The following is a 14,266-nucleotide window of genomic DNA, read 5'->3' on the forward strand; positions in this document are numbered from 1 at the left end:
TTTAATTTGTGTACGAAGAAGGTGAAGTGTGTTGAACAATATGAGAGTAGAAGAGGATGCAATCGGCAAGGGTGCAATTCCTAAAGAGGCTCTTTATGGAATTAACACAGTACGAACAATTGAAAATTTGTCGTTTTCAAATCGAACGCTTCAGCAATACCCACTTTATGTGAAAGCACTTTTGATTGTAAAAAAATCAGCTGTTGCTGCAAATGTTGAAGCTAAAGTGTTATCAAAAGAAGTGGGTGAACAGATATCTTCTGCTTGTAATCAACTTTTATCTGGAGCAAATGGAGATCAGTTTTTAATTGATGTATTACACGGCGGCGGTGGGATCGGAACAAATATGAACGTCAATGAAGTGATTGCCAATTTTGCTAATGCGGCTTTTGGCGTGGAAAAAGGCGGGTATACACCCATTCATCCAACAGAGCATGTAAATGCATCTCAATCTACTTCAGATGTTTGTCACACAGCGATCCGGATGGCGATAATTTCAAGTTTTCAATTATTAAGACAAGAAATGAATGATCTTATAGAAAAAGTGGCGTTTAAAGCAAGTGAATTTGGTGATATAACAACTATTTCCAGAACATGTTTACAGATGCCATGCGTGTTGGATTAGGTGAAAAATTTAGTGGTTATGCAGCGATGTTGGAGCGCCGTCTCAAGCATATGGAAAAGTCCGTTGAACAACTGCACGCTATCAATCTGGGAGGAACGGTTATTGGCTCTGGTGTTGGTGCATCAGACAGTTATCGAGATGTGATTGTTATGAAGTTAAGTGAAGCATCAGGACTGCTGCTTCATCATCGGGAAAATTTATTTGATGCTGCTCAAAATATGGACGATTTAGCGGATTTGTCAAGTGAACTAAAACAGCTTGCATCTTGTTTGATTAAATTCGCTAAAGATTTACGATTACTGTCATCAGGACCAGAAGCAGGGTTTGGTGAAATTGTACTACCAGCAGTACAAGCAGGTTCATCGTTTTTCCCGGGGAAAATAAATCCGGTAATACCGGAAACACTCATTCAATGTTGTTTTCAAGTGTTAGGTTGTGATCGTGTCGTTCAGGCTGCATTAGAACATGGTGAATTAGATTTGAATGTATTCGAAGGTGCAGCGGGAGTTAATATCTTAGATGCCATGAACATGTTATCAATCATGCTGCCAAAGTTCACGATGCTTTGTATAAATGGGACTACTGTCAATGGAGGGGTGTTTAGTATAAGCGGATTACTAATGGTAATAGCGTGCATTGCTACTTACTTTTCTCCACTAGGAAAAATTGGCGGTGCAAATGCAAAACCCATCTTAAGTTTCAAAAACTGGTTGCAATCACTTTAACCACAACCATTGCCTCTGGTTTAACATTCTGGGGAATTGTTGAGCCTGTATACCATGTATCAGCGCCGCCGGAATCTTTGGGAATTGACCCAAATAGTCCAGCCGCGGCCATCTTTGCCATGTCAACGATGTACCTTCATTGGACAATTACACCTTATGCTATATATTGTGTACCAATTATTGTTTTTGCTTTTACTTATTATAATATGCGTAAACCATTTAGCTTATCGTCTACATTATCACCTGTTCTAGGTAAGAAATTAGACGGGAAAAGCGGACAGGTGATTGATGCAGTCTGCTTATATACATTGGCATTGGGTATGGCAGCTTCGATGGGTACGAGTACGATGAGTCTAGCTGGCGGAATCAAAAGTTTGACCGGAATTGAAAGTACACCGGTTGTTTGGGGAATTATTACACTTGTCGGAACAGCAATCTTTATTGTTTCTGCATCAAGTGGATTGACAAAAGGAATCCGAATTTTATCTAATATTAACGTTAAAGCGTTCTATGCCGTTGCGTTATTCCTTTTTATTGCTGGTCCGACTTCTTATATGCTGAATTTAGGAACAGAATCGTTAGGTTACTACTTAACACACTTTTTTGAGAAGAGTTTGTTTACAGGATCTGCTGCTGGAGATCAATGGCCTCGATGGTGGACAACATTTTATTGGGCAAACTGGTTTTCATGGGCAGCAATTACGGCTTTATTTCAATAGCTTATGGATATACAGTAAAAACCGTAATCCTTGTTAACTTTATTTTGCCGGCGATATTCGGTGGCATTTGGATGACGATTTTTAGTGGAACATCCATTCAAATGCAAATGGAAGGGGGAGCACTCGCAGGAGTTTTGAATAACAGTGGTCCTGAATTGGTTTTATATGCTGTATTCGAAGCGCTTCCTTTTGCTCAAATTGTTATTCCTTTTTATCTATTCATTGTTTTCCTTTCATTTGTTTCGGGAGCGGATGCAAATACCGCGGCAATGGGTGGCATCAGTTCGACTGGTATCTCCCCAAAAAGTCCTGAACCGGGAATATTAATCAATGCTACTTGGGGAATAACCGTAAGTTTTGTTTCATGGATGATGATCAGTTTTGCGCAAATAGACGGAATTAAAATGCTCTCTAATCTTGGTGGTGTCCCGGCTCTGATATTAGAGCTCGGTGTATTGATTGCGCTCTTCAAAATTGCAAAATCCCCTGCAAAATATGATGTTAGTGATCAAAAGGAAATCGTAGAAGACCAAGACTTAATCGATGTAGAGAAAAAAAGTGAAGTTATATAATCAGCTAAAGAATAAAGGAGTAAGAGAACCGGGGCATATATTCTGCTCTGGTTTTCTTGCGTATATATAATTAGATAATTGATTTAACCATTAGATAAACTGTAGCTTGGGCAGCTGGTCCAACCTAAGGTAACATGATCATTACTTGCTCATAAGATAATATAATATTGGCTGTACCATTTTATATTAGAATTGCTGGGATAATGGAGGTTGTTCAGCTTGTAGAATAAGGTCCCATTTAGGGTCTAAATCTGCAAGTTTTTTTATGTAATCAAAAAAATAACAGATACCAGATAAAAGTAGTATAAACCATAAAGACCAATGTTATAATAGTAATAACAATTATAATTTTCTTTTGAAGGAGGAATGAATAATGGCCATTAGGAAATTAACTAAAGTCGGAAATAGCTTGGGTATTACGTTTCCAGTTGAAATGTTGAAAACTGCAAATTTAGCTTTTGGTGACGAATTAGAGGTTGAGTTCAAGGGTGAAGAAATCATTTTAAGGAAAAATAAAAATGTGAAATTACCTAAAGGTGTAGATGCGGAATTTATGGAAATGTTATCAGATGTTATAAAAGAACATGACGAAGCATTCAAGGGATTGGTGGATAGGTAATATGACATTGGATATTATCTATCTTTCCACCAATCAAATTATTGCTATCAATGCCATTCAAATAAAAGTATATTCTCCTACTGAACAAATCGGGGTGAAAGATCCCGGCCTCCTTGATTCTGCAGTGAACAGACCCAGACAAACTGTTTTCGAGAATGATGCTTACCCATCTATTCATGAAAAGGCTGCAGCCTTATTCGAATCCATTTCTAAAAATCATGCTTTCCACAACGCAAACAAGAGGACAGCACTCGCTTCCCTTATTATGTTTCTAAAGATCAATCATTATCAATGGCTAATGGGAATAGAAGAAGAACAGGATTTTGTTGTAGATGTCGTCAACCATAAGTATGATTTTAATGCTATCGCAAGAATCATCCAAGAGAACATAAAGGCTTTATAAAAGGGTTCGAGAGATTCATGGAGGATTTAAGCTATTTGGTCTTCTTTACCGAAGTTTGGATTTATAACATTGGAAAATATAAAGATGGAGATATGCAGCAAATTCATGCTGGTTTTTTTGAATAAAATAAGTAATTATTGAAAAAGTGGGGGAGCAAGTCGTCTGGATGACTTGTTCCCCCTTTTAATCTCATGACTATGTATACTTATAAAAATTTGTGGTAATTGGCGCTGTTAGTGCAATTGAATGGACAGGCGAAGAGTCTTTGACTTGTTCTATAATGTAAATAGAATAAAATTTGGAGGTGGAGAAATGCTTCCACAAGATAGACAAAGTGAAATCATGAAACAACTACATGAATTTAAAACAGTCAAAATTTTGGAACTCAGCAGAGAGTTAAACGTAACGCGAGAAACAATACGAAAAGATTTATATGAGTTGGAGGAAAAGGGCTTGTTCGCAAAGTCCATGGGGCGCAATTCTAAACAAAGCAAACTTAGAGACAAGCTACATTAATCGTTAAAGTACGAATGAAAATGAAAAAAGAAGTATTGCAAAGCGGGCATCCGAATTTGTAGAAAATGGAGACACCCTTTATATACGGAACAACAACCTTACTTTTCACTCGTGAAATTTAAAGTAAAAAAGATTTTACGATCCTAACTAACTCATTGGCCAATTGAACATCTCCATTTCTGAGCATACGTTTCATACCCCTTTTTGGTATAGTTGAAGGATTCAGAAAGGGTAATTATGTTGAATTTTGGATATGCACGCGTTAGTACACAAGATCAATCATTGTCGTTACAACTTGATTCTTTAAATCATTTTGGAGTTGACCAGATTTTTGAAGAAAAGGAATCAGGAAAGAGAAGAAATCGTCCTCAGTTGGATGAGCTCTAAAAGTGTTACGCGAGGGAGATACTGTGGTTGTCTATAAATTAGACCGTATTAGCCGAATGCTTGTAGGATTCAAGGTAATTAAATAACTGAACGGAGGAGAATATGCTTTCATCGGATGAAGAAAGAGAATTTAGACTTGAAGTGAAATCTAAGAAACTAGCAGATTCGATACATTGAGAAAGAGCCTGGAAAAGGCAAAGAAAGAGGAGACAAAAGTTAAAGAAAGTGTTGATGAGCCTAAACAAATTGATTTGAATATAGGTATCGAGCCGAAAGAAGAAGAAATTTCGGGAGAAAATGAGACACTGACATCTGCAGAAAGAGAGAAAGAATTAACAGATACTAGCCCTTTCATTTGCGGGTATTTTTGCTTTATATGATAATTTGAGAAAAGTGAATAATAATATCTTGGACCAAATAGAAGAAGTAAAAAAATTATGTGAAGAATTAGCAAATTTATGTTATGGAGGGCATTTAAATGAAACATAAACTTACAAGAGAGTTAGTTGGACCCATAGATTATAATCCTTCTATTAATCAACTTTGGAAACGATTCCAGGAGTTGGGACAATATACTGGTGATGGCGTACGTGATGACATCATTGATTCCTGGGAGAATTCAAAGAAACTAGGCATCAGTCCTTTTCAAAACAGAATTCAAGAAATTATTAACGAGAACGAATTGAAAGATCGACTCGAGAAAAATGAAGAATTACTTTCTTATGCTACACCAAAAATAAATAAATTATCCGATATTTTAATTGAATCTAAAACGATGCTTTCCATTGCAGATAATCACGGTACTGTTTTATATTCAAGCGGTGAAAGGAATGTTTTGAAAAAGGCGGAGAAGATAAATATTTTTAATGGTGGAACTTGGAGTGAGCAATCGGCAGGAACAAATGCGGTTGGGCTTGTGCTAAAAAAGAAACAGTTCTCCCAAGTTTTGTTTTCGGAACATTATTGTGAAAAACATCATGATTGGTTTTGTGTAGCTTTCCCTATTTTGTACCCGTTTACAAATGAACTGCTTGGAATTATGAATATTGCAGGATACGAAATTCAGATGAATTCACAAAAGATTAAGTACATCGTTTCAGAAGCGAAAAATATTTCTAAGTCTATTAATCATTATTTTTTTAAATATGCTTTGAGTAATCATTTATTTTTAAACACTGCTTTGGAAGGTGTAGAAGATGCTGTATTTATTGTGAATGGCGGTAAAAGTATTGTGGATAAAAATGATGCTGCTAGATCACATTCCATTCTAAGCAATATTCAAACCCTTAAAAATATCCCTAAATTAGATAGTCTCATAGATTTTGTTTTGCAAAATGGACAGCAAATTCTGAGAGAAGAAGTAAGTATGGATAAAAATAAGCAAAAATTCATTTGCTCCATTTATCCTGTCACTTTCCAGACTGAAAATTTGGGGGCTGTTATATTTTTTAGAAAAAATACGGAATCCCCCACATTAATATCGCAAAAGCCTACAATAACTCGTTCAACCCATTCTAATACAACCCGCTATAGTTTTGACGATATGATAGGTTCCTCAAAGGAATTTACAGATGTCGTAAAAAAAGCACGAAAAGCATCGTTAATTGATTCCACTCTTTTTCTCTCAGGTGAAACAGGGACGGGTAAAGAGCTTTTTGCACAGTCGATCCATCAAGCGAGCAATCGTAGTAATAAACCTTTTGTAGCGATTAACTGTGGAGCTGTTCCACATGGATTGCTTGAAAGTGAATTATTCGGTTATGAACCAGGTGCATTCACCGGAGCTAAATCGAAAGGAAGCCCTGGAAAGTTTGAATTGGCTCAGGGAGGTACGATTTTCCTTGATGAAATTGGAGATATGCCGTTGAATTTGCAAGTACACCTGCTTCGGTTATTGGAAGAAAGGGTGGTCACCAGACTGGGCGGGGATAAACTGATTCCGCTTGATGTACGTGTCTTTGCGGCTACTCATAAAAATTTAAAGGAAGCTGTACAAAAAGGTGAATTTCGCGAGGATCTATTGTATCGTCTTCATGTGATCCAATTGAGAATTCCTGCTTTACGTGAAAGAATCGGCGATGTCCCTGCATTGGTCCATCACTTCATAAAAAAAATGAGTGGAGAATTTGGAAAACGTGACATTGTAGTACAATCAGATACCATGCAGTACCTGACACAATACCATTGGCCAGGGAATATTAGGGAATTGAAAAATGTCGTTCAACAATCTCTTTTTAATATGGAAGGAAATAGCCTATCCCCATTCGATCTGCCTCCAGAATTGCTTGAAGGCCCGGTAGTAGAAGACGAAAAGGTAAGACTCATTGAAGCGATGATTAAGGAGGATGGAAATGTCACAAACGCCGCAAAAATCCTTGATATTTCTCGCGCTACCATGTATCGAAAAATCAAACAGTATCAGCTGACTGCTGAAGATTGGAATAGCAAAAAAGTAAAAAGCCAAATTTAAAAAAATCCCTCCATTTTATACCTCTCTCAGTTGAGAAGGATAAAATGGAGGATTTTTTGTCTAGAGACAGTGAGACAAGTGAGACACAATCCGTCTCATTGATACAAAATTTAAAGATGAGTGAAAATACAAAGGAAGAGGAACCACATTGTTATGACAGCGTTTTTATCTATTTTATAAAAGTTGGCACGCCACTTGCATTATATATGAGTGTAATTAACTTTCACTTTAAGACGAAAGCAAGGTGATGAAAAGAAATGAAAGAATTTGATGTAGTTGTCATTGGTGCAGGACCTGGGGGATATGTTCCCGCCATTCGGGCTGCACAATTGGGCAAGAAGGTAGCGATCGTCGAAAGAAAGAAAATAGGCGGAACATGTCTGAATGTCGGTTGCATTCCTTCAAAGGCATTATTGAGACATAGTGAAATGGTTGAAGAAATTCAAAAGGCAAATAGCTGGGGCATTAAAACCGGTGAATTATCGATTGATTTTCCAAAATTAATGAAACGTAAAGATCAAGTCGTACAGACGTTGACCGGTGGTGTTCAGCATCTGTTAAAGAAAAACAACATTACCCTTTTTCTTGGAGAAGCGTCGATTTCGGATGCTTTAGTTGTTTCCATTGGAGACGGCAAAATCAAAGGTAAAGATATTTTATTAGCAACAGGAAGCACACCGTTTATCCCTCCTATTAAAGGTTTGGATAAAATAAACTACCACACTACCGATTCTTTCTTTGACTTGAAGGAACTACCAGAGTCCATGACGATCATTGGCGGCGGGGTCATTTCAATAGAGTTAGCTTTTGCAATGGCCCCACTAGGAACAAAGGTGACCATTATCGAAGTGGCTCCTGACATTCTATTAACTGAAGACCTTGACGCACGAAAAATCATTAAAAAGCAATTGCAAAAGAAAAATATACAAACCATTATAAAAGCCAAAATCCAGGAAGTACAAAAAGGGAAGGTCATTTTAGCGGATCAAGAAATCTCATTTGACACTCTTTTGGTGGCAACTGGAAGAAAACCAAATATTGAAGTGGCACAAGAACTTAACCTAAAAATGGATGCATCGAACAAGTTTGTGGCAGTTAATGATGATTATGAAACTAGTAAAAAACACGTTTATGCAGTTGGAGATTTGGTAGGAGGCTATCAATTGGCACATGCAGCAAGTGCAGAAGGGCTCATTGCGGTTCATGCCATGAATGGCGATCATCCTCAACCTTTATATCAAACGGAAATTCCTAGATGTGTCTATACACATCCTGAAATCGCTTCGTTCGGTCTCAATGAAGAACAAGCAAAGAATGCCGGTTATAATGTGAAAATAACCACATCTAACCTTGCAGGAAACGCGAAAGCCATTGCGATGGGGGAAACGGAAGGTTTTATCAAAATTTTCTCGGATCATCAATATGAGGAAATACTAGGCGCCGTTATTGTTGGGGCGAATGCAACAGAGTTAATTGGAGAAATATTGGCCATGAAGCACTCAGAAGGTACGATGAATGAGCTAGCAAGCATGGTGCATGCCCATCCTGCCATTTCTGAAGCGATTGGAGAAAATGCAAACGCTTTACTTAAACAAGCAATTCATATGTAAACAACATAAAGGGAGGAATAATAAATGGAAAAGAAAGAAGTCCTTTGGATTTATCAAAAGATGAATGAGATTAGGTTTTTTGAAGAAGATGTGCATCGTACTTTCGGAAAAGGTTTAATTCCAGGATTTGTCCATTTGTATGCAGGAGAAGAGGCTGTTGCAACAGGAGTAATGGCACTATTAGATGATGAAGATTATATTACCAGTACCCACCGTGGACATGGACATGCGATTGCAAAAGGTTGTGATATTAAAGGCATGATGGCAGAGATTATGGGTAAAAAAGATGGCTTAGGCGGAGGAAAAGGTGGATCCATGCATGTTGCCGATGTTGGTAAAGGAATGCTAGGTGCCAATGGAATTGTTGGGGGTGGTTTCGGCTTAGCAGCTGGTGCAGCTCTTACCATTAAGACTCTAGGAAAAGACAATGTCGCGGTTTGCTTCTTTGGTGATGGAGCGTCAAACGAAGGAACATTCCATGAAGGTCTAAATCTAGCTTCTATTTTAGACTTACCGGTCATTTTTGTTTGTGAAAATAACCAATTTGGTGAAGGTACACCATTTAGATATGCAAGTGCATCTGAAACCGTTTCTGAAAGAGCATCATCTTATAATATGCCTGGTGTACGTGTGGATGGTATGGATGTTGAGGCTGTTTACAATGCTACAAAAGAAGCCATCGAAAGGGCAAAGTCAGGTAACGGTCCTACCCTAATTGAATGTGATACATACCGGAAATATGGTCACTTTGAAGGGGACGAACAAAAATACAAAACGGATAACGATCCAAATAAAGACCGTGATCCAATTATCGAATTCAGAGAAAAAGCGGTTCAAAATGGTTGGATGACAGCAGAAGAGGCGGATGGTATTGAAGCACAAGCTAAAGAAACGATCAAAGAAGCAGTTGCTTTTGCAGAAGCAAGCCCACTACCAGATTTAGAAACTTTATATACGGATATATTTGCATAAGAATAGGGGGAATGAAAAATGACAAAAAGACAAGTAACTTTTATGACTGCTATTACTGAAGCGATGACACAAGCAATGCGAAAAGATGAAACTGTTATCTTAATTGGTACGGATGTTGCTGGCGGTGCTGAAGTCGACCATTTAATCAAAGACGATGGACGTTATGATGATGCATTTGGTGGGGTTTTCGGATTATCCAAAGGAATGGTAACAGAGTTCGGTCGCGGACGTGTCATTGACACACCGATCGCAGAGCACGGTTATTTTGGTGCAGCAGTCGGTGCAGCTGCTACAGGATTACGTCCCATTTCCGAATTGATGTTTAACGACTTCATCGGATTTGCTTTAGATCCAATCTTAAATCAAGGTGCAAAGATGCGATATATGTTTGGCGGAAAAGCAAAAATCCCACTTTCTGTTCGGACAGTACATGGTGCAGGAGCAGGAGCAGCTGCCCAACACTCCCAAACTTTGTATGGAATGTTCGGTTCTATTCCGGGAGTTAAAGTAGTCGTTCCCTCCAATCCATATGACGCAAAAGGGTTGATGCTAGCAGCGATTGAAGACGATAACGTAGTCATTTTTTCGGAAGATAAAACCCTCTATGGCATTAAAGGCGATGTGCCTGAAGAATATTATACAATTGAAATTGGTAAAGCCAATGTGACAAGAGAAGGAACGGACCTTACGATTGTGGCGATTGGTAAAATGGTTCGAGTAGCCCATGAAGTGGCAGAAACATTAGGTAAAGATGGAATCTCAGTGGAAGTCATTGATTTAAGGACGGTTGCCCCTTGGGATCAAGAAACTGTGTTGGAATCGGTGAAGAAAACGGGAAGACTAATCGTTATTGATGAGTCAAATCCACATAACAACACAGCTACTGATATTGCATCAGTAGTGGCGGATAAAGCCTTTGATTATTTAGATGGTCCGATTAAAACGGTATGTGCACCAAATACACCGGTACCATTTGCGTTTAATTTGGAACAGGCCTATATTCCGGATGCAAAAAAAGTATTGACTGTTGCAGAAGAGTTAATTGCTGACTTGAAAAAACAACATGTAATGAAATAGGAGGTGAAGCGAAATGAGTGAAACAATCGTAATGCCTAAATTAGGAATGACGATGACTGAAGGTACCATTGTTGAATGGTATAAAGAAGTGGGAGATCCTGTTAACGAAGGCGAAGCGGTTTTAATGATCAGTTCAGAAAAATTAAACCAAGAAGTTGAAGCTCCGATATCGGGTACCTTACTCATTAAAAATGCGGAGGTTGAAGAACAACTAGAAGTCGGTGCTCCAATAGCTGTGATTGGAGAAGCAGACGAAGTGGTTGTAACGAATGAATTACAAGTTGAGCAAACAGCAACAGCCCCTGTAGAAGCGGAAGCTATTGATCAACCTGCTAAAGTGAAAAAAACCGAAGGAAAAAAAGTAAAAGGTAACCGGATATTCATTACTCCATTAGCGAGAAAAATGGTTAAAGTAAATAATCTGGATATTGATTTAATTAAGGGCACCGGTGGAAACGCTAGAATTACAAAACGAGATATCCTACGTGTTCTAGCGGGTGGTTACGATTATCAAGCAGAGTCACAAGTTGCAGCAGCCCTAGCTACACCTGCTGCTAATGATGAATCCGTAGGTGAAGGTCTGCGTCCGATGCGAAAAGCGATTGCTCGCAATATGCGTAGAAGTTTGGGACAAACCGCTCAATTAACGTTACATCGAAAGGCAAATGCTGATCGTTTAATTGATTTCCAACAAGTGCTAAGGAAAGAAATTGAGTCTGCTGATTTAGATGTCAAACTTACTTTGACTGTATTGGTTGCTAGAGCAACGGTTCTAGCTTTACGAGATTTGAAGAAAATGAATTCTCACTACCAGGATGGCAAATTGACAGAGTTTGATGAGGTTCATCTAGGTATTGCAACTTCTTTGGACGATGGCTTGTTAGTCCCTGTCGTTAAGAATGCCCAGCAAAAAACAATCGGTACTCTGGCAAAAGAAATAAAAGAAATATCGACGAAAGCAAGAAACGGTCAGGCAGGCGGAGATTTACTAACTGGCTCAACATTTACCATTACAAACCTTGGAGCCAGTGGAATTGAATACTTTACACCTATTTTGAATACACCAGAAACAGGTATTTTAGGAGTAGGGGCTTTCCAGGATGAATTAATCTTAGATGAAGAGGGCAAAGTTAAATCCGTTAAGAAAATTCCATTTAGTCTCACCTTCGATCATCAAATAGCAGATGGTGCTCAAGCAGCAGAATTCCTAAATGTCTTAGTCAAATATATTGAGACACCATATTTACTAGTTCTCTAATAAAAGTATTAAAAGAGATTAACAGTTAATGAATAGCCATCTATTGTTAATCTCTTTTTGCATAGGATCATTTTAAACTAAAAAGGGGTAGCGTCAGGATTTAGACAATTTACAACGGTAAGGGAAAAACCTGGTTTTGGTAAAACCGCAGGGTCAGCCTCTTGTTAACCATCCTTTAGTCGATAAAATTGCTTTTACCGGTTCTACTGAGGTTGGAAAGCTAATCATGTCAAGCGCGTCTAAAACTTGAAGCGAGTTACCCTTGAGCTTGGCGGAAAGTCGCCAAACATCATCCTTCCCGACGCTGATTTAACAAAGACAATACCAGGGGCACTTAACGGTGTTATGTTCAACCAAGGACAGGTTGCTGTGCAGGTTCCCGAGTATTTATTCAAAAGAAGCAATTTGATAATGTTGTAGCAGATATGGCTGAACATGCGAAAAGAATTAAACAAGGCTCCGGAATTTTTACGGATACACAAATTGGACTGCTGGTTTCCATCGAACAGCAAAACCGTGTACTTGGGTATATTGAAAAGGGACTAAAGGAAGGTGCACAGCTTGTTACAGGTGGTAATAAGCCTCAGGAACAGGGTTACTTTGTTTCCCCCACTATTTTTGCAGATGTACGGGATGAAATGACAATCGCTAAGGAAGAAATCTTTGGACCGGTTATCGCTGCTATGCCATATGACGATATTGATGAATTAATTAATCGTGCCATCAATAGTGAATATGGACTGGCAGCTGGTGTGTGGACACGCGATGTGGCTAAAGCTCACTATATCTCCAGCAAGCTTCGTGCGGGATCCGTATGGGTAAACTGCTACAATGCATTCGATGCAGCCTCTCCATTCGGCGGATACAAACAATCAGGTATGGGACGTGAAATGGGCTCCTATGCACTTAATAATTATACAGAAGTAAAGATGCAGTAAATATATAACTCAATAATAAAAGGAATTATTAACACTTAAGGAGAGGGAAAAATGAAAGCTCTGAGATGGCATGGAGTAAGAGATTTACGATTAGATAATATCGAAGAACCGACTGCAGAAAAAGATAAAGTAAAAATTAAAGTAGAATGGTGCGGGATTTGTGGAAGTGATTTACACGAATATACTGCTGGACCGATTTTTATTCCAACTGAGGCACCACATCCATTAAGCGGGGGCAAAGCTCCTATCGTATTGGGACATGAATTTTCTGGACGAGTTGTTGAAGTTGGAGAAGAAGTAACAAAGGTTCAGGTTGGTGATCGTGTGGTTGTTGAGCCAATTTATGCCTGTGGTAAATGTGCGGCTTGTAAACAGGGGACGTATAATCTTTGTAAGAAAATGGGCTTTTATGGTCTTGCTGGCGGCGGCGGCGGTTTCTCAGAGTACGCAGCGGTTCCAGAAGCAATGCTTCATAAAATTCCAGAAGTGGTGTCTTATGAGCAGGGGGCACTTGTTGAACCATCAGCGGTAGCTCTTCATGCTGTACGTCAGAGCAAATTGAAAGTAGGAGATAAAGCTGCTGTTTTTGGAACTGGTCCTATCGGACTTTTAGTTATTGAAGCACTAAAAGCATCAGGTGCATCAGAAATTTATGCAGTTGAGTTATCTGAACAGCGGAGAAAAAAGGCGGAAGAACTTGGTGCTATTGGTATCGATCCTAGTCAATGTGATCCTGTGGAACAAATTCAAAAGCTAACAAACGGAGGAGTAGATGTTTCTTATGAAGTTACTGGAGTTCCCCCGGTTCTGTCTCAAGCAATTAACTCTACCCAGAATGGTGGAGAAACTATGATTGTAAGTATTTTTGAAAAAGAGGCCTCTATTCATCCTCAAAATATTGTTCTAAAAGAGCGTACAATAAATGGCATTATCGGGTACCGCAATGTATTCCCTGCAGTTATTAGTTTAATGGCCCAAGGTTACTTCCCTGCTGATAGTTTAGTAACTAAACGGATTAAGCTTGATGACGCAATTGAAGAGGGCTTTGAGGCTTTACTAAAAGAAAGGAATCAAGTGAAAATTTTAGTGAAAGCCGAATAGTAAAAAAACAGATTTCCTTAAAAAGGAAATCTGTTTTTTTATGCTATAAAAGACATACTTCCATTCATGGTAATACAGTTTTTTCATCAACAATCTATTTGACCCTACCTCAACTCCCTTTTGTTATTATCTTTAATCATTTAAACTTCATTTTAAATCCCAACCCTCATCTAATTGGAAAAACCGCTGGTTTAGTAGATGCGGTGAACCGTATCACAAGTGAGTTGGACTTTTTTAAGATAGCACTAAGAGATTCAAAAATGATCCTCAAGGT

General features: G+C 38.5%; 13 protein-coding genes and 3 pseudogenes. All 16 read left to right on the plus strand.

The features are described from left to right. Positions 1 to 40 precede the first annotated feature (40 nt). The 16 genes and pseudogenes from JFV29_RS12220 to JFV29_RS12290 all read left to right on the plus strand — a co-directional run bounded on the left by JFV29_RS12220 (position 41) and on the right by JFV29_RS12290 (position 13,992). A pseudogene (locus JFV29_RS12220) lies at positions 41 to 1,350 on the plus strand (lyase family protein). After that, positions 1,257 to 2,069 (plus strand): BCCT family transporter, encoded by an 813-nt coding sequence (locus JFV29_RS31020; protein ID WP_342366550.1) that lies wholly within the window; start codon positions 1,257 to 1,259, stop codon positions 2,067 to 2,069. The pseudogene JFV29_RS12220 and the gene JFV29_RS31020 overlap by 94 nt, the downstream one beginning before the upstream one ends. Next, positions 1,994 to 2,641 carry a BCCT family transporter gene (locus JFV29_RS31025; RefSeq protein ID WP_274606940.1) on the plus strand — a complete coding sequence of 216 codons (648 nt, stop codon included), beginning with the start codon at positions 1,994 to 1,996 and terminating at the stop codon, positions 2,639 to 2,641. Before JFV29_RS31020 ends, JFV29_RS31025 begins: the two co-directional genes overlap by 76 nt. Before the next feature lie 373 nt (positions 2,642 to 3,014). Then, positions 3,015 to 3,260 carry an AbrB/MazE/SpoVT family DNA-binding domain-containing protein gene (locus JFV29_RS12230; protein WP_048689328.1) on the plus strand — a complete coding sequence of 82 codons (246 nt, stop codon included), beginning with the start codon at positions 3,015 to 3,017 and terminating at the stop codon, positions 3,258 to 3,260. A 1-nt stretch (position 3,261) separates the two neighbouring features. After that, entirely contained in the window at positions 3,262 to 3,663 is a 402-nt protein-coding gene (locus tag JFV29_RS12235; RefSeq protein ID WP_144551424.1) for a type II toxin-antitoxin system death-on-curing family toxin, read from the plus strand. A gap of 312 nt (positions 3,664 to 3,975) precedes the next feature. Beyond that, the gene (locus JFV29_RS12240; RefSeq protein WP_063597005.1) at positions 3,976 to 4,179 is read left to right on the plus strand and encodes a DeoR family transcriptional regulator; all 204 of its coding nucleotides are present in this window, start codon (positions 3,976 to 3,978) and stop codon (positions 4,177 to 4,179) included. Between the two features lie 240 nt (positions 4,180 to 4,419). Next, positions 4,420 to 4,622, plus strand: a pseudogene (locus JFV29_RS12245) (recombinase family protein); the annotation flags it as partial. A 117-nt stretch (positions 4,623 to 4,739) separates the two neighbouring features. Next, the gene (locus JFV29_RS12250; RefSeq protein WP_201183843.1) at positions 4,740 to 4,946 is read left to right on the plus strand and encodes a hypothetical protein; all 207 of its coding nucleotides are present in this window, start codon (positions 4,740 to 4,742) and stop codon (positions 4,944 to 4,946) included. 98 nt (positions 4,947 to 5,044) lie between these two features. Beyond that, on the plus strand, positions 5,045 to 7,036 hold the full coding sequence (locus JFV29_RS12255; protein ID WP_201183847.1) for a sigma-54-dependent Fis family transcriptional regulator: 1,992 nt from the start codon (positions 5,045 to 5,047) through the stop codon (positions 7,034 to 7,036). A 56-nt stretch (positions 7,037 to 7,092) separates the two neighbouring features. Next, entirely contained in the window at positions 7,093 to 7,284 is a 192-nt protein-coding gene (locus JFV29_RS12260; protein ID WP_201183850.1) for a hypothetical protein, read from the plus strand. Positions 7,285 to 7,293: 9 nt separating this feature from the next. After that, positions 7,294 to 8,646 carry a dihydrolipoyl dehydrogenase gene (lpdA, locus tag JFV29_RS12265; protein WP_201183853.1) on the plus strand — a complete coding sequence of 451 codons (1,353 nt, stop codon included), beginning with the start codon at positions 7,294 to 7,296 and terminating at the stop codon, positions 8,644 to 8,646. Between the two features lie 24 nt (positions 8,647 to 8,670). Further along, positions 8,671 to 9,618 carry a thiamine pyrophosphate-dependent dehydrogenase E1 component subunit alpha gene (locus JFV29_RS12270; protein ID WP_056519792.1) on the plus strand — a complete coding sequence of 316 codons (948 nt, stop codon included), beginning with the start codon at positions 8,671 to 8,673 and terminating at the stop codon, positions 9,616 to 9,618. Positions 9,619 to 9,636: 18 nt separating this feature from the next. Continuing rightward, positions 9,637 to 10,695, plus strand: coding sequence for an alpha-ketoacid dehydrogenase subunit beta (locus tag JFV29_RS12275; protein ID WP_056519793.1), 1,059 nt, complete (start codon positions 9,637 to 9,639; stop codon positions 10,693 to 10,695). A 13-nt stretch (positions 10,696 to 10,708) separates the two neighbouring features. Further along, positions 10,709 to 11,953 (plus strand): dihydrolipoamide acetyltransferase family protein, encoded by a 1,245-nt coding sequence (locus tag JFV29_RS12280; RefSeq protein ID WP_201183856.1) that lies wholly within the window; start codon positions 10,709 to 10,711, stop codon positions 11,951 to 11,953. Between the two features lie 129 nt (positions 11,954 to 12,082). Beyond that, positions 12,083 to 12,891, plus strand: a pseudogene (locus JFV29_RS12285) (aldehyde dehydrogenase family protein); the annotation flags it as partial. Between the two features lie 51 nt (positions 12,892 to 12,942). Beyond that, positions 12,943 to 13,992 (plus strand): 2,3-butanediol dehydrogenase, encoded by a 1,050-nt coding sequence (locus JFV29_RS12290; protein ID WP_201183859.1) that lies wholly within the window; start codon positions 12,943 to 12,945, stop codon positions 13,990 to 13,992. Positions 13,993 to 14,266: the final 274 nt, after the last annotated feature.

It is taken from the genome of Peribacillus sp. TH16 (assembly GCF_016651095.1).
Classification (GTDB): domain Bacteria; phylum Bacillota; class Bacilli; order Bacillales; family DSM-1321; genus Peribacillus; species Peribacillus butanolivorans.

Excerpts from the sequence above, each read along its gene's own strand:
- JFV29_RS12255 (WP_201183847.1), top strand. The coding sequence starts at position 5,045 with ATGAAACATAAACTTACAAGAGAGTTAGTTGGACCCATAGATTATAAT.
- JFV29_RS12275 (WP_056519793.1), top strand. The coding sequence starts at position 9,637 with ATGACAAAAAGACAAGTAACTTTTATGACTGCTATTACTGAAGCGATG.
- JFV29_RS12230 (WP_048689328.1), top strand. The coding sequence starts at position 3,015 with ATGGCCATTAGGAAATTAACTAAAGTCGGAAATAGCTTGGGTATTACG.
- JFV29_RS12290 (WP_201183859.1), top strand. The coding sequence starts at position 12,943 with ATGAAAGCTCTGAGATGGCATGGAGTAAGAGATTTACGATTAGATAAT.
- JFV29_RS12235 (WP_144551424.1), top strand. The coding sequence starts at position 3,262 with ATGACATTGGATATTATCTATCTTTCCACCAATCAAATTATTGCTATC.
- JFV29_RS12240 (WP_063597005.1), top strand. The coding sequence starts at position 3,976 with ATGCTTCCACAAGATAGACAAAGTGAAATCATGAAACAACTACATGAA.
- JFV29_RS31025 (WP_274606940.1), top strand. The coding sequence starts at position 1,994 with ATGGCCTCGATGGTGGACAACATTTTATTGGGCAAACTGGTTTTCATG.
- JFV29_RS12280 (WP_201183856.1), top strand. The coding sequence starts at position 10,709 with ATGAGTGAAACAATCGTAATGCCTAAATTAGGAATGACGATGACTGAA.
- lpdA (WP_201183853.1), top strand. The coding sequence starts at position 7,294 with ATGAAAGAATTTGATGTAGTTGTCATTGGTGCAGGACCTGGGGGATAT.
- JFV29_RS12270 (WP_056519792.1), top strand. The coding sequence starts at position 8,671 with ATGGAAAAGAAAGAAGTCCTTTGGATTTATCAAAAGATGAATGAGATT.